This is a genomic window from Gilliamella bombi, from assembly GCF_900103255.1.
In the GTDB taxonomy this organism is placed as follows: Bacteria; Pseudomonadota; Gammaproteobacteria; order Enterobacterales; family Orbaceae; genus Gilliamella; species Gilliamella bombi.
The window spans coordinates 17,676-40,725 of the sequence record NZ_FMWS01000039.1 but is presented as its reverse complement, the minus strand read 5'-3'; the positions used below and the strand labels follow the sequence as shown (position 1 = coordinate 40,725).

General features: G+C 36.6%; 30 protein-coding genes, 1 tRNA gene and 1 pseudogene. 11 read left to right on the top strand and 21 right to left on the bottom strand.

Translation table 11 applies throughout. The annotated features are described in order from the left end of the window. Positions 1 to 119: 119 nt before the first annotated feature. From uvrA to B9N71_RS13035, 11 genes are all read left to right on the top strand, one after another. Positions 120 to 2,960 (top strand): excinuclease ABC subunit UvrA, encoded by a 2,841-nt coding sequence (gene uvrA / locus B9N71_RS08195; protein WP_143422090.1) that lies wholly within the window; start codon positions 120 to 122, stop codon positions 2,958 to 2,960. 182 nt (positions 2,961 to 3,142) lie between these two features. Next, a complete protein-coding gene (plsY, locus tag B9N71_RS08190) occupies positions 3,143 to 3,745 on the top strand; it encodes a glycerol-3-phosphate 1-O-acyltransferase PlsY (RefSeq protein ID WP_085165445.1) in 603 nt (200 codons plus the stop codon). Positions 3,746 to 3,956: 211 nt separating this feature from the next. Continuing rightward, positions 3,957 to 4,562 carry a recombination mediator RecR gene (recR, locus tag B9N71_RS08185; protein WP_065560888.1) on the top strand — a complete coding sequence of 202 codons (606 nt, stop codon included), beginning with the start codon at positions 3,957 to 3,959 and terminating at the stop codon, positions 4,560 to 4,562. A gap of 66 nt (positions 4,563 to 4,628) precedes the next feature. Beyond that, positions 4,629 to 5,447 carry a pyridoxal phosphatase gene (locus tag B9N71_RS08180; protein ID WP_085165443.1) on the top strand — a complete coding sequence of 273 codons (819 nt, stop codon included), beginning with the start codon at positions 4,629 to 4,631 and terminating at the stop codon, positions 5,445 to 5,447. Positions 5,448 to 5,469: 22 nt separating this feature from the next. Then, the gene (truC, locus tag B9N71_RS08175; RefSeq protein ID WP_085165441.1) at positions 5,470 to 6,177 is read left to right on the top strand and encodes a tRNA pseudouridine(65) synthase TruC; all 708 of its coding nucleotides are present in this window, start codon (positions 5,470 to 5,472) and stop codon (positions 6,175 to 6,177) included. A gap of 146 nt (positions 6,178 to 6,323) precedes the next feature. Then, positions 6,324 to 6,740, top strand: coding sequence for a DUF4878 domain-containing protein (locus B9N71_RS08170; RefSeq protein WP_085165439.1), 417 nt, complete (start codon positions 6,324 to 6,326; stop codon positions 6,738 to 6,740). 125 nt (positions 6,741 to 6,865) lie between these two features. Beyond that, positions 6,866 to 7,447 (top strand): YiiX/YebB-like N1pC/P60 family cysteine hydrolase, encoded by a 582-nt coding sequence (locus tag B9N71_RS08165; RefSeq protein ID WP_167370082.1) that lies wholly within the window; start codon positions 6,866 to 6,868, stop codon positions 7,445 to 7,447. Between the two features lie 191 nt (positions 7,448 to 7,638). Continuing rightward, positions 7,639 to 7,712: transfer RNA gene (locus tag B9N71_RS08160), tRNA-Cys, on the top strand. 389 nt (positions 7,713 to 8,101) lie between these two features. Continuing rightward, positions 8,102 to 8,299: a hypothetical protein gene (locus B9N71_RS08155; protein WP_085165435.1), complete on the top strand. Its 198-nt coding sequence runs from the start codon at positions 8,102 to 8,104 to the stop codon at positions 8,297 to 8,299. A 138-nt stretch (positions 8,300 to 8,437) separates the two neighbouring features. After that, entirely contained in the window at positions 8,438 to 8,635 is a 198-nt protein-coding gene (locus B9N71_RS08150; protein WP_065610199.1) for a hypothetical protein, read from the top strand. A 529-nt stretch (positions 8,636 to 9,164) separates the two neighbouring features. Beyond that, positions 9,165 to 9,335: a hypothetical protein gene (locus B9N71_RS13035; protein ID WP_167370081.1), complete on the top strand. Its 171-nt coding sequence runs from the start codon at positions 9,165 to 9,167 to the stop codon at positions 9,333 to 9,335. A 25-nt stretch (positions 9,336 to 9,360) separates the two neighbouring features. On the opposite strand, the gene B9N71_RS08140 is transcribed toward B9N71_RS13035, so the two are convergent. The 21 genes and pseudogenes from B9N71_RS08140 to B9N71_RS08045 form a co-directional block, all read right to left on the bottom strand. Beyond that, on the bottom strand, positions 9,361 to 9,573 hold the full coding sequence (locus B9N71_RS08140) for an Ogr/Delta-like zinc finger protein (protein ID WP_085165433.1): 213 nt from the start codon (positions 9,571 to 9,573) through the stop codon (positions 9,361 to 9,363). A gap of 76 nt (positions 9,574 to 9,649) precedes the next feature. Further along, entirely contained in the window at positions 9,650 to 10,726 is a 1,077-nt protein-coding gene (locus B9N71_RS08135; protein ID WP_085165432.1) for a phage late control D family protein, read from the bottom strand. Next, positions 10,723 to 11,139 (bottom strand): phage tail protein, encoded by a 417-nt coding sequence (locus B9N71_RS08130; RefSeq protein ID WP_085165430.1) that lies wholly within the window; start codon positions 11,137 to 11,139, stop codon positions 10,723 to 10,725. The genes B9N71_RS08135 and B9N71_RS08130 overlap by 4 nt, the downstream gene beginning before the upstream one ends. A gap of 1 nt (position 11,140) precedes the next feature. After that, entirely contained in the window at positions 11,141 to 14,062 is a 2,922-nt protein-coding gene (locus B9N71_RS08125) for a phage tail tape measure protein (RefSeq protein ID WP_085165428.1), read from the bottom strand. Beyond that, positions 14,055 to 14,165, bottom strand: coding sequence for a GpE family phage tail protein (locus tag B9N71_RS08120; protein WP_255305606.1), 111 nt, complete (start codon positions 14,163 to 14,165; stop codon positions 14,055 to 14,057). The genes B9N71_RS08125 and B9N71_RS08120 overlap by 8 nt, the downstream gene beginning before the upstream one ends. A 17-nt stretch (positions 14,166 to 14,182) precedes the next feature. Next, complete coding sequence (locus B9N71_RS08115; RefSeq protein WP_065574048.1) at positions 14,183 to 14,482, bottom strand: phage tail assembly protein; 300 nt, start codon at positions 14,480 to 14,482, stop codon at positions 14,183 to 14,185. Between the two features lie 68 nt (positions 14,483 to 14,550). Further along, positions 14,551 to 15,063 (bottom strand): phage major tail tube protein, encoded by a 513-nt coding sequence (locus B9N71_RS08110; protein ID WP_065590153.1) that lies wholly within the window; start codon positions 15,061 to 15,063, stop codon positions 14,551 to 14,553. A 15-nt stretch (positions 15,064 to 15,078) separates the two neighbouring features. Beyond that, a complete protein-coding gene (locus B9N71_RS08105) occupies positions 15,079 to 16,254 on the bottom strand; it encodes a phage tail sheath protein (RefSeq protein WP_085165426.1) in 1,176 nt (391 codons plus the stop codon). A gap of 135 nt (positions 16,255 to 16,389) precedes the next feature. Further along, positions 16,390 to 16,788 (bottom strand): tail fiber assembly protein, encoded by a 399-nt coding sequence (locus B9N71_RS08100; RefSeq protein ID WP_085165424.1) that lies wholly within the window; start codon positions 16,786 to 16,788, stop codon positions 16,390 to 16,392. A gap of 499 nt (positions 16,789 to 17,287) precedes the next feature. Next, positions 17,288 to 17,746: pseudogene (locus tag B9N71_RS13535) on the bottom strand (phage tail protein); the annotation flags it as partial. After that, positions 17,743 to 18,432 carry a phage tail protein I gene (locus B9N71_RS08090; protein ID WP_085165420.1) on the bottom strand — a complete coding sequence of 230 codons (690 nt, stop codon included), beginning with the start codon at positions 18,430 to 18,432 and terminating at the stop codon, positions 17,743 to 17,745. The pseudogene B9N71_RS13535 and the gene B9N71_RS08090, both read right to left, overlap by 4 nt. After that, complete coding sequence (locus B9N71_RS08085) at positions 18,422 to 19,333, bottom strand: baseplate J/gp47 family protein (RefSeq protein ID WP_085165418.1); 912 nt, start codon at positions 19,331 to 19,333, stop codon at positions 18,422 to 18,424. The genes B9N71_RS08090 and B9N71_RS08085 overlap by 11 nt, the downstream gene beginning before the upstream one ends. Beyond that, positions 19,321 to 19,674, bottom strand: a complete 354-nt coding sequence (locus B9N71_RS08080; RefSeq protein WP_065590159.1) for a GPW/gp25 family protein — start codon at positions 19,672 to 19,674, stop codon at positions 19,321 to 19,323. Before B9N71_RS08080 ends, B9N71_RS08085 begins: the two co-directional genes overlap by 13 nt. Further along, entirely contained in the window at positions 19,671 to 20,312 is a 642-nt protein-coding gene (locus tag B9N71_RS08075) for a phage baseplate assembly protein V (RefSeq protein WP_065590160.1), read from the bottom strand. The genes B9N71_RS08080 and B9N71_RS08075 overlap by 4 nt, the downstream gene beginning before the upstream one ends. Before the next feature lie 60 nt (positions 20,313 to 20,372). Then, positions 20,373 to 20,834 carry a phage virion morphogenesis protein gene (locus B9N71_RS08070; RefSeq protein ID WP_065608896.1) on the bottom strand — a complete coding sequence of 154 codons (462 nt, stop codon included), beginning with the start codon at positions 20,832 to 20,834 and terminating at the stop codon, positions 20,373 to 20,375. Next, on the bottom strand, positions 20,819 to 21,265 hold the full coding sequence (locus B9N71_RS08065; RefSeq protein WP_085165415.1) for a phage tail protein: 447 nt from the start codon (positions 21,263 to 21,265) through the stop codon (positions 20,819 to 20,821). Before B9N71_RS08065 ends, B9N71_RS08070 begins: the two co-directional genes overlap by 16 nt. Continuing rightward, the gene (lysC, locus tag B9N71_RS13335; RefSeq protein WP_244178538.1) at positions 21,252 to 21,473 is read right to left on the bottom strand and encodes an Rz1-like lysis system protein LysC; all 222 of its coding nucleotides are present in this window, start codon (positions 21,471 to 21,473) and stop codon (positions 21,252 to 21,254) included. The genes B9N71_RS08065 and lysC overlap by 14 nt, the downstream gene beginning before the upstream one ends. Next, entirely contained in the window at positions 21,373 to 21,819 is a 447-nt protein-coding gene (locus B9N71_RS08060) for a hypothetical protein (RefSeq protein WP_065608898.1), read from the bottom strand. The genes lysC and B9N71_RS08060 overlap by 101 nt, the downstream gene beginning before the upstream one ends. Further along, complete coding sequence (locus B9N71_RS08055) at positions 21,797 to 22,384, bottom strand: N-acetylmuramidase family protein (protein ID WP_085165413.1); 588 nt, start codon at positions 22,382 to 22,384, stop codon at positions 21,797 to 21,799. The genes B9N71_RS08060 and B9N71_RS08055 overlap by 23 nt, the downstream gene beginning before the upstream one ends. Further along, entirely contained in the window at positions 22,384 to 22,674 is a 291-nt protein-coding gene (locus B9N71_RS08050) for a phage holin family protein (protein ID WP_065579641.1), read from the bottom strand. The genes B9N71_RS08055 and B9N71_RS08050 overlap by 1 nt, the downstream gene beginning before the upstream one ends. Next, positions 22,671 to 23,048, bottom strand: a complete 378-nt coding sequence (locus B9N71_RS08045; RefSeq protein ID WP_065590163.1) for a putative holin — start codon at positions 23,046 to 23,048, stop codon at positions 22,671 to 22,673. Before B9N71_RS08045 ends, B9N71_RS08050 begins: the two co-directional genes overlap by 4 nt. Between the last annotated feature and the right edge of the window lie 2 nt (positions 23,049 to 23,050).

The following is a 23,050-nucleotide window of genomic DNA, read 5'->3' as shown; positions in this document are numbered from 1 at the left end:
TAGTCAAGTAGTATATTCAGCTATATAGTTGTATATTTAATCAAATGTTACTGGTATAATATACAGTTAATTTTCTATCCATTTTGTTTAAAAACACAAAAAAGAAGAGATCTATGTCAATCAAAGATATCGATATTCGTGGTGCGAGAACGCACAATCTAAAAAACATTAATGTAACCATTCCAAGAGATAAATTAGTTGTTATTACAGGTCTTTCTGGATCAGGTAAATCTTCGTTAGCATTTGATACTTTATATGCCGAAGGGCAACGACGCTATGTTGAATCGTTGTCGGCGTATGCTCGTCAGTTTTTATCATTGATGGAAAAACCTGATGTAGATCATATTGAAGGATTATCACCTGCAATTTCGATCGAGCAAAAATCAACTTCGCATAACCCTCGTTCGACAGTAGGAACTATCACTGAAATTTATGATTACTTACGTTTGCTTTTTGCTCGAATTGGAGAACCTCGTTGTCCAAATCATCATTTACCGTTAGCTGCACAAACGATATCACAGATGGTCGATAGCATCATGGCGTTACCAACTGATAATCGTTATATGCTACTTGCCCCTGTGGTTACTGAGCGTAAAGGGGAGTTTGTTAAACTGTTCGAGCAACTTGCTGCTAGTGGTTATATTCGGGTACGAGTGGATGGTGATGTATATGATCTTTCTGATCCGCCAATTCTTGAATTGCAAAAAAAACATACCATTGAAGTTGTTGTTGATCGTTTTCGTATTCGTGACGACTTAAAACTTCGTTTAGCAGAGTCGATTGAAACGGTTCTTTCGATCACTAATGGTATTGCTAAAGTGGCCAATTTGGATGATCCACAAGCTGAAGAATATTTGTTTTCGGCTAATTTTGCTTGTCCTATTTGTGGTTACAGTATTTCTGAATTAGAGCCGAGATTATTCTCGTTCAATAATCCCGCTGGTGCGTGCCCTGAGTGTGATGGTTTGGGGGTGCAACAATATTTTGATCAAAAACGTATTGTTCAGATGCCAGAAGTTTCATTAGCTGCTGGTGCGATTAAAGGTTGGGACCGTCGCAATTTTTACTATTTCCAGATGCTAAAATCATTAGCGGATCATTATAAGTTTGACATTGATAAACCGTATGAAAAATTACCTGAAAAGATAAAAGACATTTTATTAAATGGTTCAGGTAATACCGAAATTCAGTTTGTTTATTCAAACGATCGTGGTGATGTGGTTAAGCGTAAACATCCATTTGAAGGGATTATTAATAATTTAGCTCGTCGGTATAAAGAAACTGAATCACAAACTATCCGTGAAGAGCTAGCAAAATATATTAGCCATCGACCTTGTCCTTGTTGTGGTGGTTCTAGGTTATGTACGGCAGCAAGAAATGTGTTTATTAATGATACAAATTTACCAACAATTAGTGAGTTAAGTACGCAACAAGCCAAGGATTTTTTTGATAAATTGACATTGACTGGGCAACGAGCTCAAATTGCAGAAAAAATTTTGAAAGAGATCAACGATCGTTTACAATTTTTGATTAACGTTGGACTTAACTATTTAACGCTTTCAAGATCCGCTGAAACATTATCAGGTGGTGAAGCACAACGTATTCGATTAGCAAGCCAAATTGGTGCAGGTCTTGTTGGCGTGATGTATGTGCTAGATGAACCTTCTATTGGATTGCATCAGCGAGATAATACTCGTCTGATTGACACTTTAACGCATTTACGTGACTTAGGTAATACTGTTATAGTCGTTGAACATGATGAAGAAGCTATTATGGCTGCTGATTATGTAATTGATATTGGTCCTGGGGCAGGGGTTCATGGTGGTGAAGTTGTTGCTCAGGGAACACCCAAACAAATAATGGCATGTAAAACATCTTTAACAGGAAAATATTTATCCGGTAAAGAAAAAATTGAAATACCAACTATTCGCACCAAAGTCGATAAGAAAAAAATATTATCACTTATTGGTGCAACCGGCAATAATCTTAAAGATGTGACATTAAATATTCCAGTTGGCTTATTTACATGTATCACTGGTGTATCGGGCTCGGGAAAATCAACCTTAATTAATGATACCTTATATCCCCTTGCCCAAAACGAACTCAATGGTGCAGAAAAAACTGAAATAGCACCCTATAAATCAATCAAAGGACTTAACCATTTTGATAAAGTAATTGCGATTGACCAAAGCCCAATTGGACGTACGCCACGTTCTAATCCAGCAACTTATACTGGATTTTTTACTTCTATTCGTGAACTTTATGCTGGTGTACCAGAATCTCGAGCTCGAGGCTATAATCCAGGTCGCTTTAGTTTTAATGTTAAGGGTGGACGCTGTGAAGCTTGTCAAGGTGATGGTTTAATCAAAGTTGAAATGCACTTTTTGCCTGATATTTATGTTCCTTGTGATCAGTGTCATGGTGCTCGCTATAACCGTGAGACCCTAGAGATCAAATATAAAGGAAAGTCTATTAACGAAATTTTAAATATGACAGTTGAAGAAGGTCGCGAGTTTTTCGATGCCGTGCCAATGATAGCACGCAAACTGCAAACATTGATTGATGTTGGGCTTTCTTATATTACCATTGGACAGTCAGCAACAACATTATCGGGTGGTGAAGCGCAACGAGTAAAACTTGCAAAAGAATTATCTAAGCGAGATACTGGTCGTACTTTGTATATCTTAGATGAACCAACAACTGGGCTACATTTTGCTGATGTGAAACAATTATTAACGCAATTACATTCTTTGCGAGATAAAGGCAATACTATCGTTGTTATCGAGCATAATTTGGATGTAGTTAAAACAGCAGACTGGATTGTGGACTTAGGACCAGAAGGTGGTAATGGTGGCGGGGAAATTATTGCCGAAGGGACGCCAGAAGAGGTTGCGAAATCTAAACATTCCTTCACTGGAAAATATTTAAAACCGTTGTTGGAAAAACAAAAAGTAGTCTAGGATTATTATTAATTAGCATATAAAGAACGGGCGAGGAGCAACGCCCAGTCTTTTTATATACTTTAATTAATATTATAGTTAAATAAGTACTGAAAATAGACAGAAACTGGATTTGCGACGAGTTTGGTAAGATTCTTAAGTGCAATTATCAGCATGGTGTGGTTGATGAAAGGGGTTGTATTTTGACATTGCTAATTGTATTGATGATCATAGTCGCCTATATTTTGGGCTCGCTTTCTGGTGCAATGATTATTAGTCGCATCATGCATTTACCTAATCCTTCAGAACATGGATCTCACAATCCTGGAGCAACCAATATTTTACGACTCAATGGCAAATTACCAGCCATTTTTGTTTTAATCTTTGATATGTTAAAAGGTACAATTCCTGTTTATATTTCATATCGGCTTGGTATTACACCTTTCTTTTTAGGTATTATTGGTATTTTTGCTTGTTTAGGACATATTTTCCCCTGTTTTTTTCATTTTCGTGGAGGAAAAGGAGTTGCAACTGCGTTAGGTATGATGGCTCCAATTGGGTTTGATTTTACAGGTTGCTTTATTTTAACTTGGTTACTTACTTTACTAATTACAGGATATTCTTCGGTGGCTGCAGTTGTTGGTTTTCTTATGGCGCCATTTTATGTTTGGTTATTCAAACCTGAGCTTACTTTACCAGTTGCAATGCTTTCTTGTTTGATTATTGTTCGACATAATAATAACATTATGCGCCTTTTTAAAGGTGAAGAACCAAAAAGTTATCATCGTAGCAAGAACAAAAGATAGTCTAAAAATTTATACATAATAATGTTATATATTTGAATATGTGCTTTTATAACATAGATTGTACGTTATGTAACATCCTACCTACTTATTTTCTGCAATCTTTTTGATTTTATCGTTAGTTAATTAAACAATAGAATAATTCTTGTTTGATAGATTTTTTAAAAAAGGTATTATTATCTTAAAACTCAAATATGTGGAAACCAAATAATTCATGCAAATAAGCCCATTATTAGAATCACTTATGGAAGCATTGCGTTGTTTACCTGGCGTTGGTCCAAAATCGGCGCAACGAATGGCCTTTCATTTATTACAACGAAATCGACAAGGTGGCATTAAATTAGCTCATGAGCTACATGAAGCAATGATAAATATCGGCCATTGCAAGGAATGCCGAACTTTTACCGAACAAGAAACCTGTACTATTTGTGCAAATGCTCGTCGTCAAAGTAGTGAACAGCTTTGTGTGGTTGAAACTCCAGCAGATATAGTAGCCATTGAACAAACTGGGCAGTATAGTGGTCGCTATTTTGTATTATTAGGGCATTTATCACCTTTAGATGGTATTGGGCCTAGTGATATAGGTCTTGATTTATTGAAAAAAAAACTATCTTCAGAGTCGATTAGCGAAGTTATTTTAGCCACTAATCCCACCGTCGAAGGTGATGCAACAGCTAATTATATTGCGCAAATGTGTGCAGAGTTTAATGTAACAGCAACAAGAATAGCTCATGGTGTTCCAGTTGGTGGTGAACTCGAAATGGTAGATGGTACCACCTTATCGCATTCGTTTGTTGGTCGTCAAAAAATAGAATTATAATTTTATTGAACTTTTAGTACTTAGTCAGTCTTTATAGCTAAGATCAGAAATGAGAAGAGGTATTATATGAAGTATAAAGCCGTAGCCTTTGATATGGATGGTACGTTGTTAGCCGGCAATCGTTTAATTTTACCAGAAACAATAGCGGCCATTGAAAAAATTACAGCTAAAGGTGTGAAAGTTATTTTAGTTTCAGGGCGGCATCATTCTGTAATTTATCCTTATTACTATCAGCTCAAATTATCAACCCCGGCAATTTGTTGTAATGGATCTTATCTCTATGATTTTGAGAAACAAAACGCTTTTGCCGCTAAACCAATGACGAAAGATCAGGCTCGAATGCTACTAAATCTTGTCAATCAATATGGTATTCATACATTAATTTATACTGATAAAATGATGACTTATGAATTGTTAGATGATCATCTAGAAAGCTTTTTTAAGTGGGTTAAATCATTGCCTGAGTTTTTACAACCTGAAATTAAAAAAGTAGATGATTTTGAAAAAGTTATTGAGCAATCTGACGCTATTTTTAAATTTGCAACAAGTAGTCATAATATACCTGCTTTACAACAATTTTCAAATGCAGTTGATTCCTTAGGAGTGTTTTCGTGTGAATGGTCTTGGACAAATCGAGCAGATGTAGCAGTTAAAGGAAATACTAAAGGGAATGGGTTAACTCACTGGGCAGAGCACGAAAATATTGATTTAAGCGAAATAGTCGCTTTTGGTGACAGTTATAATGACATAAGTATGTTATCTATTGCTGGATTAGGGATTGCGATGGGTAATGCTGATGATGAAGTGAAAGCCAAAGCGAATTATGCCATTGGTGATAATAACGGCCCTAGTATAGCTAAAGAGCTTGAAGAACTCTTTTTATAATTGATATTTTAATAAATATTCTATGTTTGAAATTCTTTATCAAGATGATGACTTAATTGCCATTAACAAACCATCTGGTTGGCTTGTGCATCGCAGTTGGTTAGATAAAACTGAAACAGTTGTTGTGATGCAAACATTGCGTGATCAAATCGGTCAACATGTCTTCCCTATACATAGGCTAGATAGACCAACCTCTGGTGTTTTGTTGTTTGCCCTTTCTAGTGATGTAGCAAGAATTATGTCAGAAGAATTTGCAAAAAAACAAATTGAAAAAACGTATCATGCAATAGTGCGAGGTTATCTTGAGGGGGAAGCGGTGATTGATTACCCGTTAGTTGAAGAATTAGATAAAATTGCAGATAAATTTACTAATAAGAATAAACCAGCACAAGATGCCGTCACATTTTACAAATCTATCAGCAAAATTGAAGTTCCGATTAAGGTTGGCAAATTTGAAACAGCAAGGTATAGTTTTGTTGAATTAAAACCACAAACCGGTCGTAAACATCAACTACGTCGCCATATGAAACATATTTTCCATCCGATATTGGGGGATAGCAAACATGGTGATTTACATCAAAATCGTGCATTTGCAACTTATTTTAATATCAAACGATTGATGTTACATGCAAGCAAACTTGAAATCAAACATCCAATCCAACATAAACCAATGATTATTGAAGCTAAATTAGATCAAAGTTGGCAAGATATCCTTTTAAATTTTAAATAGTGTTATTATTCCATATTACTTTGCAATTATTTGATTATATAGTATTATTTTGTCGCTTTCTGTGATTCTTTCTGTGGATTCAATTTAGGAGCATAATTTTAACATATTAATATTAAACATAAATAATATTAGGAACGGAAATAAAAATGAAATTAGTAATAAAGTTTTTAAGCATTTTCTTATTAGCACTTATGGTAACAGCATGCTCGAATGATGATTCTCCTGAACAAGTAGCAGAAAAATTTATCTCAGCGATCTACAAAGGTGATTCAGATACTGTTATAAATCTCATCAATTTTCCTAAAGATGATGATAACAAAGGTATGGATATGCGAATGTTCGTTAAAAGCAAAATGCAAGAAGCACTACAGCGAGGTAAACAATTTGCTGATGAACATGGAGGACTTGATAAAGTCGAATCTGAACTCGTAAAATATACTAATGATGAAAAAAATATGGCAATAGTTAGCACTACTGTTATCTTTAAAGATGCTACTAAAAAAGAGGAAAAAAACATATCGGTGATTAAAGCTGATGGTAAATGGCTAATTAATCTTAAATAGCTATATTATTGTCAATATAGATTATGTTTTTAGAAGAATCTAAAAAGGGTAAATAGTGATTACCCTTTTTTATTAAGAAACGATTTTTGATGAGATCTTGCTATTATCTTTGTATGATGTTAATTATGATGCTAGTAAATTTTGCTCTAGCTAATGATACTGTTCATTTTTCAAATCCAACCACCGAAACACCACATTCAGTAAAAGTTGGCGATTGGATTTTTAGAAAAGGTATACAAACCGATAGTCTTATAGTCAATCAATTAGGTGGTAGTAATTTTTCACATATTGGTATGATTATATCAATCAATCCAGAAATTAGAATTATTCATGCTACGACCAGCGATGATGAGTACCATCCTAACCAAGTTATTGTATCAACTTTAGCAGAGTTTATAACGCCAGAACTAGCCGAAACATATGCTATAGCAAGACCTAATTTTATATCTAATGAGCAACAACAACAAATTGTTAATGATCTTTTAACAAAGCAAGGTGAAGCTTTCATATTAGCCCCCCGTGAAGAGCCACATCTTTATTGTACAACGTTACTTTTTGATTCCATCATCAAATTTCAACCTGATTTTAATGTTAATTGGCAATCAATTAATTTTCCATTTCTAAGTGGTGTTTATTTATTTCCAAATGCATTCGCTAATTATCCAGATATTACCTGGATCTATAAATATCCCGAAACATCAGAATAATATTGTACAATTTGTTCTAGCATAAAATTAAATTTAAACACATATTTTGTGCGATCTTTTTGGGGAATATGCTGTTTACTCTTACTGTGGTTAGTTAAAAATAAAGTGACTGCTGTAATTATAATCTATTTAATCTTGACGATTAGTCAAGCCAGTGATAATATTTGCAGCCTATTCAGATAGACCATCAAGGCGCGTTGGCAGAGTGGCCATGCTGCGGATTGCAAATCCGTCTACCTCGGTTCGACTCCGGGACGCGCCTCCATAAAAATCAACGACTTACCTAACAACTTCTGAAGTGAATAATAACAAGTGGCGGTAAAATGGCGGTGAAATTTTTTTATAATCGTATATAATCCATTCCTACATATTCAAAATAAATTGTTGACATAGATATGCTCTTTCGATAGATTAGCTTTGTGCTAGCAAAATCTAGTGCCAAGATTGACCTCTTGAGACTCACAAAGGGCATAACCGCTCTGCGCGGTATTTTTATGTGCGCTTAGTCATACCTATTCTACGGTGGGCCGAGCAAGGGCTTCGAAAGAAGCGCCGTTTTCTTTGTGGGCGGTAAGGTCAACCTTGTTCAGTTCACCACCAATAATTGACCTTGTTGGAGGTGTTTACTTAATTTATTACACAAAGGTAAATACTATGAAAAACTTTAATCAAATTACACCAGTCGACACATCAGAAAACGTTATCGTTCATTTAAACCAATTCGCAAAAATCGAACAAGCCGAAACAATCGCTCGCGCTTGTATAAACACACATTCAACCCCCTCCGATTTTATGGTTATGGTTTGCTGTATTGCGGATTTGCTGCATTCTGTGATTGAAAAATCTGAATAAAATTAGGTGGGCTAAGTGAGGGAGCCGAAAGGCTCGCCGTGTTCCTTGTAGAGCGGTCTGCTAACCTTGCTTAGTTCACCTCCAAATTTTAGCGGGTTTGGACGTGATTAATTATAATTAATCAACAAGGAAATAAGCATGAAAAAGAATGTTCCCCAACAAAAGTTTAACTCTATTGAAACATCAGAAATAAGTATTGATGGTTATTGCAAATTAGAGCAAGCCGAATTAATTACCCGCCTAACTCTTGATTCAAATTTAAATAAAAATGACACGCTATGCGCTATAACTTGTGTTCATGATTTATTGCGTGAAACAATTAATCACGTTCAATAAAAGATATTTATGACTGAGCAATTTATAATTGTTCAGTCAATTGGCATTATCAATGATGATATAAAATTCTTTACTTCGTGAATTGTTTCAAATACACCGATTAGATCAAGAGAATCTTTTTTTAAAAAGACCCACCACTCATTTACCATAAGTGCCACGATATAACCCGATTCACAATTTTCTATATCAAACGATTCATCTATTAATATTGATATTTTCATATTATCCATTGTAATAAAATTTCAGTTGTAATAATTTATAACAAATTGATATTAAATGAATATTATATTTTATTAATTTTGGGATCTGGATTCCAAATAAATGGCGGTGGATATTTATTTTCAAATATAAAATCTAGCTAGCCATTTCCTTATGTTAACGTTTTTATTTGTTTCTAATCTTTATATAGTTCTACATAAAACATTCAAAGAATCAGGATGTTGATTAATTGATTATAAAATTTTTGCTTGATAATAATTCCTGCAATAAATATACTGTATGTAATTACAGTATAAAAAGGGAGCAGGCGATGGATGAAATAACAAAAAATGATATTAAACTGGAACAAGCTGAATTTGTTAATCGATTAATGATTGATGCTGAGCTGTCAGAATATGATATAAAAATTGGTTTGTGTTTATTGCATGAATTATTATTGAAGGTTAAGAATAGAAATGATTCGGAAATTAAAGAAAACTAATAAAAGCGGGCGCCCCCGCTTTTATTTATGCTGCTTGATGATTTTTGGTTGTAAGCGGTATTTTTACATTGGGATCAGGCATTGCACTTGGGACTATTGTTGCCGATATAGACTGCAAAACAACAAATGAATGACAACAATAAATATTTGTGCATTGTCTGTATTGTTTGCGAGTTATAGGGCTTATTTCTTCGCTAGTGCGGATTATTGTTTTTGAACGGCAATGGGGACACTTCATTACTTTCACCTCTTTAGCTATTGACTAAATTATAATTAATTTTATCATAATTCTATTTTAATTCAAAATGTTATAGTTATTTTTCTTGTTCTTCTTTAGGTTTTTCGTCATCTTCTAATTTAATTTCGAGTTCAACATATGTGGTATAACCGCTGTTTGTGTCTAAGCTGTGCGTGCAACGGGTTATTGTCCATAGTGTTGAGTCAATTTCCTTTTTAAATCCTTCGACTGAGGCGGGCATTTCGGGGTAAATGTCAGGGCGTCCTTCGGCAAGGGTGATGCTAAATTGTGATGCACCACGTTGTAATTTGTACCATTCATTACGAGCCGCTCGGTAAGCATTTTGTTTTGATGCGTATGTGTGCCGTAATATTTTTACATTTCCATCGGCGCCGACTAGCACGCCATTTTCATCTTTGTTTGTTTGGTTGTTTTTGTTTTTTGTTTTTCGAGTCGCTTTGGTTTGCTGTTTTTTCTGTTGGCGGTAGTCAATCCAATAAGCTTTTACACCCGTGTAAGCATTTCTATCGGCAATAGCAAAGCGGTGCTGGTCGCCAAGTTTGCGGGTGATTGTTGTTGTCGGGATGTCTTGACCATTTACCGTTTTTGCCAATCCTTTTTTGAAAATAATCAGCATGCCATTTTTTAATGTTACAGCGGCATTAAAATCGTTGTATAGGCGTGTTAAAAATGAAGCATCAGATTCGTTGGTTTGGTCTATATGGGCAATGTGTTCATGCTCTATACTTTTATCTATCCTGTATAGCAGATTGTGCCGTTTTGCAATTTCTTCGGTTATTGCCCCAAGCGTTGTATCGGAGTAGCTTTTTTCGCGTTTTTCGTTTAGTGAGTCACGCAAATTGGCGCTTTTGCCACGAATTGATAGTACATCTGGCGTTCCAGAGTGCTCACATTCGTCAATAGTGAAGATGTTTTGTAAAATGACGTTATCATTAACCCAGCCTAGTGATACGCTAATTTGAACTCCTCGCTTTGGTAGTTCAAGTTTGCCGTCGCTATCGTCTAATTCAATAGATATGGTGTCAGCATCTAACCCTCGATTATCAGTAATCTGCATCGAGATAAGACGTTTATCAAAGTTAGATGTAATATCTTTATCATCAATTGTAATTGTGTAGGTTGGTTGTTTCATATCATTCCTATAATATCCGCGAAAGGTAACCAGTCTGGCGGATCAACTTTTGTTAGTGATATAGTGAATTCAATCTTGCGTGGCGCACCATCTTTAAAAAATTCCGTTTTGGTTTTTTTTAAGTTGGTCATAACGAAGAAGCCAAGTGGTATGCCGGTACCTTCGATTAATGGCCATGAGTAACCAAGGTCGGCCATTCTTTCTAAAACTACTAAACTTAATCTACCCCCTGTTAATTCTGGATACAATACGCCAGATAAGGTTATCGTTTCGTTATCACGACCAATAAATTGTAATGCTGAGCGCTGATTTACACGAGAATTTGCTGGAAAACGCCAATCTTTGTTTTCTTCGGCTGTTTGGTAGGGTATTGTTTTTAAGCTGAAAACAAATAAGCCATAACACATCATCATATTAATCGATATCCCTTAAACTTGATCGGTAGCGAGCTGATTGATTGCGTTCACGTCGTTCTATCTCTTTAGCCACACAACGTGCCAATTGTTGTTCATTCATGCCAGGTGCGGCATTTATTGTTATGTAATATTGCGATATACCTGAGGTACCACTAATAGGGCGGCGATTATCTATGGCAACACCACTTGAAAGTTGTGATCCTGTGGTTATTATGTTGTTTGCAAGTTGGCCAACGCTTCGTATTGCGTCATTTTGATTTCTTTCAATACCGTTAACATACCCATCAACCGTGTGTCCGCCAAATTTTGCAAACAAACGAGAAGGGGAGTGAATGTCTAATGTATTTTTAAATCGGTTGCTGATACTTTTTCCAAGTTGGCTCATTGAGCGGAATGCATCGCTTTGGTTATGTTCGATACCGTGTATATAGCCGTCGATAGTATAACCGCCAAACTTAGCAAAAACTCTGGATGGTGAGTGAATATCTAAAGTGCTTTTAAACCAGTTGCCAATATTATTACCGAGATTGGACACTGTTTTTTTTGTTTCATCCCATTTGTTGTTTATTCCTTGAATTAGTCCGTTAGAAATATCAGATCCAATTCTTGAAAATTTATTAAATAGGCCATTTTCGCCTGTGAATATTTCTTCAACTTTTTTTGCTAAATCCCGAATTTTTTTCGGCATTGACAGTAATTCTCTAATTGTATTTACAATTATTTCATGTAGCTTTTTAAACGGCCAAATTAATAATTTAATTGCAGTTCCTATGGTGTTGCCAAAAGATTTACCCGCTTCTTTTGTTTTTTGAAACTCTTCTTTTGTTAATTCTACGGGTTTAAATAGATCACAAAACCAATTTATTAAGCCGCTTATTTTTTCTCCAAGCCATTTAAATCCATCTCCGATTGTTGTAACAAACGGTTCAAGATATGAAAATTCTTCAACTACGGGTGATAATGATTCTTTCAATCCCTCCCAAAATCCAATAAAGAAAGCTTTAATTGGTTCCCAGTACTTACGAATCACTAAGGCCGCAATAACAATAACAGCAATTATTGCCGTAATTGCTAATCCGATTGGGGTTAATAAAAAAGCGCGACCAACAGAAGTGAATATGAATCCTAAACCCTTAAAAGCGGCTCCCAAGGTTTTTATCGGTGAGCCAGCAATTGCAAGTAAAGTACGTCCAAAGGCTTTAAACCCACCACCGGCTATATTTGTTTTAGTTAATAAACCACCCAGAGACAATCCCAATCGTGATAATATAAATCGGGTCATCAACATTGGACCAAATACACTCATTAGCATTATTGCAAATGCGCCAAATGCAGTAGTAATTGTTGCTAGCCCCGCACCAATAACAACCAATGCTTTACTTACCGCTGGATGTTTTTTGAGAAACTCACCAAATCCATGTAATAAATTAGTTAGGCCTTGAACAGCTTTACGTAGCCAGTCATTATTTTTTTCGAATAGTTCAACGCTGATGTTTTCAAATGCAGCATGTAGCATTGTCATATCACCGGCTAAATTGTCGAGTTTGGTTTTTGCAACTCTGGCGGCCTCTCCATCATATTCCCCTTGCTCACCACGCATTTTTTTCAAAAAGCCTGTTGATGCTTGGGTTAGCAAAACTTCAAATCCAGTTAAACCAATTTGCCCTGCAATTTGTTTATTTATTTGGGCTCGTTGTACATTGCCCATATGTTTGGTTGCTTCAGATATTTCTGACATGATATCAATAACATCACGCATATTGCCGTTTTTATCTGCAACTTTAACGCCCAGTTTTGCTACTGCATTTGATGTACCAAGCCGTACTAAAATTTGACGTAATGTTGTACCTGCTTGACTTCCTTGAATACCTGCATTACCCATTACAGCTGTTAGTGTTGAAATAGTTTCTAAGCTTTGGCCAAAGCTAGCGCCAACACCCGCACTATATTTTAGAGATTCACCTAGCATAGGGATATCAACATTATTGCGAGTAAACATGGCTGTTAGAACATCAGCAACGTGATCCATTTTTTCTGCAGGTAATCCCATAGCCATTTGAATGTTTGATGCAATATCAGCTGTAGTGCCGAGATCAACATCACCAGCGGCGGATAGATTCAGCATGCCAGGCATTGCTTTTAATATTTGATCTGGGTTATATCCCGTTCTTCCTAAGAAATATTGTCCTTGAGCAACTTCGCTATCGGTAAATTTAGAGACTAATGGCAATTCTCGTGCTTGTTTTCGTAGTGCTATCATACGAGGATCGTTTTTGTCATCAATTCTTGTTACTGCTTGGGTTGCACTCATGCTAGCATCAAATTCGTAGCCAACATGTAGCAGGTTTTTCATGCCTCTTGCTACTGTTCTCCCAGTTGATAGGGCACCATAGCCAACACCGCCGAGTACAGCAACTCTTTGCATGCCGGTGTCGTATTTTGATCGAACTTGGTTTATTTTTTGTTGATGTTGGTTTAGTTGTTTTAGTCGTTCGGACTGCTGGCTAATGCTTTGATTGGCGCTAGTTATTTGGTTTTTTAATGTAACTTGATGTTGTGCTAAATTTTTAGTATTAATACCTGATTGTTGTAATTCTGCACGTAATGGCGTTAATTTATCTTTTAATTTTTTGGTTTCTGCTGTTGCTTTATTAAATTCGCGTTGCAGTTCCTTTGTTGGTGTAGATGTGTTTTTTAGTTCGAATGCCAATGACTTAGCTTTATTTTTTGCATCTTCAAACTGTTTTTTTAACTGAATAAAACCATCAACATTTTTTTGAATGTTGCTAAGTTGGTTTAATTGATTTCGTGTGTCTTTTAATTGCTGAGCTAATCCTTTAGCACCACTTATAACGTTGCGAAGCGGTCGGCTTATGTTGTCGACACCTTTCAAATTAACGTTTAATTGTAAATTATTCATCAGTTGAACCGCTTCTTAGGCGGGCTTGTTCCCGCCATTCCATTAGTTCGGATAATGTAAACTCATACATAGCTGATGGTTGCCAATGAAATATTGAAGCAATATCCGCTATAGCATCTTCTACTCGGTTTGGGATCCCGTTGTTGCATTGTTCGATTTCTCTGACAAAAAACCAGCAATTACTTTTGTTATTTCGGAAAGGTCAATTAAATCTAAATTGAAAACTTCATGTTCAGCAATTGCTGGAGTTGCAATGCGTGGTAGTACCTTTGCTAGTGAATCAATATCTAGCTCGATAAAATCGACCAATTTTACTCCACGAAGATCACCCGTTAACGGTTTGCGTATTGTTAATTCAGTAATAGTTGTTTTACCTGATTGTAAGCCTGATTTTAATTTAACTTGTTGTGTGTTTTGCATAACTTTTACCCTCATAATAATTTTATTGATAATTGTGATAGCCCTTGCGGGCTATGTTTGTTGATTTATTAAATTCCGATGGCGTGGCGTGCTTGTTTTAAACGATCTTTTCCGCCAATTTTATCTATCATATTGATATAATCGATTTCTGCGGTTTCTTCGTTGTCAATAACTTCCTTATAGTAGGTGCAGTGTGTTGTAATCTTAGTCGAGTTACTTTCGCCTTGTTTGAGTTCGCCGCGATCTTGTTCTTTGTGCCGCCCAGTCATAATAATTTCGACTTTAGTGAAATCCTCACTATCATCTTTTTGGTAAGCACCCGCAAAGCGTAATTTAACACCATTTAATAACCCTCCATGTTGTTTTAGGACTTCGTATGCTAAGCCGCCGATTGACCACTCCACAACTAAGGCGTCATCGTCATAACCAAGATCGATAGGAGCAGAACCTGGCATACCACCGCCGCGGAAATTTTCAAGCTTGCGAGTTAATTTCGGTGGCGTAAATGATTCGACCTGACCGATATAAGATGTACCGTTAACATAAACGTTAAAGTATTTGAGTTTTTTAGGTAAAGCCATTTAGTTGATCTCCGCTTAATTAGATGCTACCGAATCAGCCAGATCGACCAAATACTTGTCAGTAATGCGCTGGCGTAACATAAGGTTTTCTAATGGTGGTACTGGGGTGTAGTCGTAATCAATATAGAGTTTACCCACTTTTAGAATGTCTGGTGTGTTCGCTTCTGGATCAAACCATGCTTTGCCATCAACAATGTAACCGTTCGATTTTAATTCACGGAATTTATTGTTGATGGATTCGACTAAGTCTTTAATTAATGATGCATGCATTGGCGCATCGACTAAGGCAAATTGTGCTTCGGCGATTGTGTCGGCCAATACTTGTGCTGTTCGTGTATAGTTTTCAAATGCAAATAGGTTATCAGCGGAACATGTGCGAGATCCCCAAAAGCGGTAACCTTGGTTACAAATTAATGTGGTTACTTCATGTTCGTTTAGGTAATTTGAATCAGAGCTTTCTTCTTGTAAATCCCAAAAGACATCATGAGAAATACCCGTTACACCATTAACGGTGACATTTGATAATGTTTTATGCCAGCCGACCTGTTGGTCGATTTTGGCACGCAAACCAATGGCCCTAGCAGTTGCGGCCAATGTGACATTTTGTTTTTGTGTTGTATCAAAACCAACAAAATCAGGCCAAATCACCATGGCTTCACGGGCGCCAAGTTGATCACGATAAAGTACTGCATCTTCTTTGGTTTTTGCTCCGTAAGCTGATAAATAACAAAATGCACGTAATTTTTGTGCTAGCGATATTAGTGCGGTTGCAACTGGTAATGAGTCGTAACCCGGTACAGCCAAAATACGTGGCTTAACTTTAAGTTGGGTTTGTGCTGAAAGCAGGGCTTTCATGCCAGTATATTTGCCGTCGTTTGTTGTTGTACCAATGATATTTGCTGTTGTGTCGGCATCTGTTGCACCTGTTTCAACACGCACAGCAACCATAACGGGGGAACACTGATCCGCAATGGCTTCAAGCGTTGGTTTTAGTGTGCCTTGTGAACCCGCTTTGCCAATTACAGAATTAACGTTGGTAATTAAAATCGGTGTATTAAGTGGAAAGTGGTTAGCGTCCGCATCATCGCTGGTACACACAATGCCAATGACAGCCGTTGATACTGTTCTGATTGCTCGTGCACCTTCATTAATTTCGATAACTCGGACGCCGTGATGGTAATCGTTGGCCATAAGATCTCCGTAGCAGTTTACATATGTAAGGTTATAAAATAAATGTACGGAGATAGTTGCACATTAAAAAAAATGATGTTAGTTGTTCAGGTTGTAGATTTTGTTTTTACAAGTTGAACAACTAACATCGATATTTTAAGTAACGTTTGGTTTTTCAGGCCAATTTATATCAGACTGGTTAATATCAACACGCATTAACAAGATCCGGTATTTTTTCCATTGCTTAAGTTGTTCTTCTTCGTTTGCTTCTTGCATATCAAGATCAATGGTATCTTGAAGCACTGCTATTTTTCCGTTTGCTTCATTGATTAATTTTTGTTTTTTTGATTCATTTATTGCAATTACTTCTTTTGTTGTTAATACTCGTTTGACCGCAATTGGATAACCAGACTCATCGGGTTGTATAACTAAACCAGCATATTGTTTTTGTAGTAATTCAGAATGATATTTATCATCAATTATTATAGAATTTTTTAGGGGTTCACTAATATTAGAATCATAAAAACCGTTTGTTTTTGCATTATAAAATATCATTGTTTTATCTCCCGACTGCTATTATTTGTAATAAAGAATCAACATAAATATCCCCAACCTTACCAAATAATCTAACTGATTCTTGTGTATTGGGTGATGCACTAACGGTATGACATCCATCGGCTCCGTCACTAGCTATTGCAAAATAAAAGTTGTTTGGGAATGCAATTGGCAAAGATGCAATTGTACCGTTAATACCGTCCACACCCAAGAACATGGCTTTAAAACATTGAATAATAAGTCCGTCTGCACGCCGTAGAACAATTACAGAATCATTAATCTCATATTTGTAATCTGCTAAGCAGATCAATTCCGAACCTTTTAAAAGAGGACGTTGTTCGAATTCAGTTTGTTTACTCACACCAAAAATATATTCATGCCCATTCATCTTTTTTAAAGCTGGTAATGCATTAATATCGACAGCATTTAAAACGATGTCTTGCTTTAATTCCTTGTTATTAATTTTGCGTGTGATTGGTACTCGCTTTTTTATACCTTTGTCAACATATTCACGGGTTGCCAACACAACAGATGGATCGATTTTTATTGCCACAGAATCAACATTATCAACAACAATAATCATTCTGATAATTTGTGTTCTGCCACTACCTTCGGCAAGTTTTGGCTTATAGGTTGAAGGACAATTACCCACAGCTATTAAATTGCCTTTATCATCATAGAGCCCCACTTCGTGAATAAACCAACCTCCCTCTGTTTCGGGTATAACTTGTTCAGCAATGATTTGATTGGGATTATTTTTATCAACAGAAAGTACATTAATTGCCGCACGACGTACTTCGTTAACAAGTGCGGTTTGAGTGGCGGTGGGTTTAGGTATTGAACCATTACCATCACCAACTGCAATACTGGTTAATTTTAGTGGGACTCCTAAAGCGGTTGCATTGGCTAAAAGTTCCGCCCCTAGTTTTGTTAATATTGTATAGTATGTTTGACTCATGGTTTTATTCTCATTGTGTCGATAAAATGTATAGCCACGCTTAAGTGGCGCTTAGATGAAGTAGAAATCGTATCTGTAATATAGGGATAAACATTAAGTGTATTAATACAATGAATTGTTGCACCTAAATGGCGTTTTGTTGTTGTATGGATGGTTTGGGTAATATACGGGTAGATATTTAATGTGTTTCCATCATAACAACTGGCTCCTATTGTTGTGCTACCGCTTGTTACCAGTTGCAGTGATAAACCTGATAAATGCCGTGAGACAGGTTTAACATCATCAATGATACGGCTTAACTCTTGGTAAGATTCATCGGTAATACCCTTATCTGATATACCAATTTCAATTGCAAATGTGCCAGGTGTTTTGTTGTTTTGCCACCATTCGATAACATTTATCAAATAACCAAATGGTTCAACTGCACGGCGAATGGCTTCCTTGGTACCTTTTAGTTTGTGAATTTCGAATGCTTCAGCAATAACTTTGCGTTTTGTTCGTTCTGGCCAGTTTTCGTCCCAACGATCAACGCTATATTGCCAAGCTAAATAAGGTAATAGTTCAAATGGGCAAGTTTTTGGATCCCAAAGTGAACGTAAATGAATAGGTGGATCACAAATCATAGCTTGTGATAGATTTTTTTCAAGTTGAGTGGCAGATGGTGGTAATAGCGTCCTATTCGTCATAACCGGCAACCTCAATTTGATAATTTGTGCAATAACTGGCTTGTTCTCGATTGATTAATATATCTTGTGCAGGTTGTAGTAATTCGACACGTTGAACACCAGCAACATGTAATGCTGAAATAATTGCACTGCGATTAATTCTGCGTCCAATGCGGTGTTTTTCGGTTATATAATCTTGCAAATTTTTGATAGCCGATTTTTTGATTGGTTCCGACTCGGGACCTGGATATAAATAAAGCTTGGCTTTTATTTCATACTCAATCAGGGTGACTGATTTAACCGTGACACGATCGGCAATAGGGCGACGATTGTCTTGATTGACAGCATCGGCAACAATACGAATAAGATCGCTACTGGCTATACCATTATTTTCGCGAGATAGAATGGCGAGAGTTACGCAAGCAGGTGCGGGGCTTTCGGCGGCGGCATCTAATACTCGACCGTCAGCACTGCGAGCATAAAACTCATAAGCGGCACGAGGACCTGCGACAGATAAACCTTCAAATGCGGCTTGAATTCGCATTCTAAAATCGCTATCTGATTCTTTTATTTCGGGGATTGATGGCGTGACTGTATTATCTTCGTGCTGAATGATTAAGCGATAAACATGAAAGTTAGCCCCTAGATTATCTAAGTCATTGCCTTTAGCGTGGGCAATCATTAATGCGTGCGATGCTTCGTTTATACGCTGGCGTATAATTAACTCATAGTACGTGCTTTCTTGTAGTAGTTTAACGATTGGCTCACTTTCATATTGCAATGTTTTTGCTACTTCATTTTGTTGATCTGCTGGATATAGCGATATAAACTTTTCTTTACGTTGAGCAAATAAAGCTTCAAAGTCTAGTGACTCGATAATATCTGGTGCTGGTAGTTTTGATAAATCAGTTAACGTGGCCATGTTGCGATCTCTATGTCACTGGTAAAAGTTTGGTTGGGTTTGTCTGTGCGTGAGCCTGTTAATTGCATTATCAGTTTTTCTTTATCGGCAAAAACGTCTACAGCATCTAGTTTTATACGTGGTTCCCACTGATTTAATGCCATGACTGTCGCTGAAATGACACGCAATCTGGTTGCTTCGGTGTTTGGGTTGTCTAAAAGCAAAAATAAAAATGAACCATAATCACGGCGTTCAACTCGTGAGCCTATCGGTGTTGTTAAAATATCTTTAACTGATTGATTAATGTGATCCATATCAGTAATAGTTCTACCGTTCTGGCAATTCATTCCGATATAACTCATTTTTGAGGTCCCCCAGTTAGATCGCCACCAGCTTTGACTCCATTATGTTTATGCGTATCAAGTACAACCCCGTTTGATGACAATTTGCCTTGCTGATGAATTACGTTTCCGGTTAATACACCCGTATTACCGCTAGCGCTGCCACCTGTTGCGCTAAATGATTTAAATGTCACATGATCACTACATTCAACAAGTGGTGTATCAAGGTGGATTTTGGTACCCGCTTTAGCGGTGATTTGTTCACTTGCTTCAATAACTGCAGTTTTTATGCCTTTTATGGTTAAACTGCTGTTTTTCGGTTCATATTCAAATGTTGCACCGTCTGGAAATGTTACTAAATAAGCATCTTCTGAAGTTGATGGCGCAGGGTTATCATTACAATAAAGGCTTGGTAATACGCAACCAAGTTCAAGATTACCATTAGGGCTTAAAATAAATACTTGTTCACCAATAGAAGGGCGCCACCACGATCGGCTTTTACCTGCACGGTGAGTAAACCATGGTAACCAGGCAGTAACCAATTTGCCAGAACGCACTTTTACCCGATCGCCTTTGGTTTGACAAACAACGCCTTGGCGGATCAGGTTTTCAATTTTTCGTAATATATCGACTAGGTCGGCAGGGTGATAATTTTGCATAGCGCTATCATTATTATTTATAGGTAAACAATAAAGCTTATCGACTTGTAAAATCGATTTTTACAACTTACTGGCTAAGTGGGCGATAGTAATTTGCTCAATTGTGTTATAGTCGTGTTGATTGAATCCGAGCAACTTTCTGGACGGATATTTAATTGTCCAATCATCTTTTTTATTTACTCGTGCACGTAATCCGTAATGATGAATGTGGGTTATACGAGATACCGAATTAATAAATTTTACGGTAGCGCAGTTGCTGTTTGCTGATATGCGTAGATATTTAGTTGTTCGTAGCTTGGTAAACATTTTACGGCGAATCTTTCCCGTTTTTTTTCGGAATGCTTGAGGTCTTTTAGGTTCGAAAGATGTGCCATCTGGTTGCCTTTGTGCTGTAATGCGTTTGCGGTTGCTTTCTCGTAATTTTTGGGCAATTTCACGAGCCAACTTGGTGCGATTACTGTTATTTAGCTGAGTGAGTATGCCGTTTGCATACTCATGTAATTTATTTAACTCGTCGGCCATATTTCATTGACCCAATCAGGACGCATATCAATGGGAGGTTCGTCGGTAACGTGTTTGTATTCAAGCCCATTCGAACCTTTTTTAACAATGACTCGCTCAGTTAATTTAAGTTCAATACTGATATCGGCTGTATTATTGTTTAATTGCTCAATCTCAAATTTAATGGCGCCTTTTCTTAATTCAGGGTTTGCCATAAATTCTTGCTGATTGATATACATCCAGCTAATTATCGGCACAATCAGATAGTCAATTGGCTGTTCATAATCAGTAATGATCAGGTTTACTTTATACTCATATTCAAAACTAAGACTTTTGGCGGCCGTAGCTGTTATGTCACCATCATCAACAAATATATGTAATTTATCGGGATTGGTTTTGATAAACAAATTGTTGTCTTCAAGTACTTTTCGAAGCTGGTTAATTTTTTTCATTCTGATCCTGTTGGCATTGATAAATCATTTCAACTTGAACCGCACATTGATGCCATGCTGTTAAGATGGTTTGATTATCGTCAATTAATGAACGATTTTGCCTTAAATTATTCATGGGAAGATAACAAGGCGTTACGGCTGGACAGCCAGTTTTGATAATCTTCACTTCTTTTGATTTCTGGCCGTGTGTACAACCGTTTAATAACATCAGGCAAATCAGTATCAGACCACATGCGTAATTGTTTATTTTCATTGATAAGTTGCTCCAACTGTTGTTGATATTGACGATTTAACGTATCAACTGCTTGCAGTTGATTTTTTTGTTCTATCAGTTTTTGTTCATTTGCTTGATACTGATCGCTAAGTTCAAGTAATTCATTGTTTTTATAATCAATGATTTCGATTAACGCTTGCTTATCATTCTTTAGTTGTAGATTACTAGCTTGTAATTGTTTGTTTTTAGTGCTTAATAGTTGATCTCGTAAATAGCCAAACGACAAACAAAGTAGCAATAGTAACCACGGTAACAATTTACTTTTTAATAGATTTTGCATAGTTTTCGTATGCCTCTTTAAGTTTTGAGTCATAGCTATTTTTTTTATAAGCCGGACCGTTGTAGAGTTTTGCAAACGTTGAAAAATTTTTGTCTTTCATTGCTTGTAATAGCTTGCAATTCGATTTATGAGCAACAAAACGGTAAAACGCATCTAATTGCATTTCTTCGCTTTCTGTCATCTGTTGTTCAAATTGCTGAGCTGATTCATAGCCAAGTAGTTGCCAGTGGAACCCCATAATCTGAAATAAGCCCCAACTTGCACTTTCAATTGCCGAATCAATATCAATTTGTTTGGCCAGCGTTAGCCGATAGTTTTCACGAGCACCACCTAAATAACCACCAGCAATTGAGTTGACTAAATCTGGATAAGTATTTGTTAATTTTTCTGCATCAAAGCCATGCTTTTTAAGCTGACGGTAAAAGATATGCCTTTCAAATAGAATTACGGGCAAGCCGTTTTTAATACCTGATGAGCGAGCTTCAACTTTGGTTACTGCTTGTACCATAGCCAGCTCAACTTCTAGCTTATTAGCCACGTTTTGCAATTGTTCAGTTGTTATCATTATTTATTTAACCTCTTATGATGCTGATGTTGATTTGGAGAACGGCAAAGCGTGCCAATGTTGCCTTTGCTTTTTAAAAAGCAGATCAGCAGTGCTATATTCATAACTACCTGAGCGCAGTAAGCACGGCTTAATAAACCGAAAGATGAGAATAAAAATACTGATGCACTTGATGTAATCATTAGCCATGCTAGCCAGCTATATTTGGCTTTGTATTGGCAATTTTCACGATCAAAGGTAAATAATCGAATAGCAATTAATAAACAAAGAAAAGCGTTAAGGGTTATCATGGTTTTCCCCCTTTAAATTTATCCAATAAATCAGATGGATCATCAAACTTTTTAATTAACCAAAGAAGTAGTTTGACACTTACCGCTGATGCCACTAACGCACCAAGACCAAGCGGTACCTTGGTTTGAATGTTGGATGGAAAAAGTGGTATTAGTAAATATAATGTTATTTCGGCCAACAATATTCCAAGCACAAACGATATAAAAAATAGAATGGTGCGACGAAGAACCGAGATATGCTCTTCACTAATTACCAGTAAGATTGATCCACACAGTGCGCCTAAAATAATGCCATTTTCAATATTGGGATAAATCATTGATATTGAAAATGCACTAATCACTGCGGTGAAGGTTGTTGTAGTTGGTTCTGTCATTC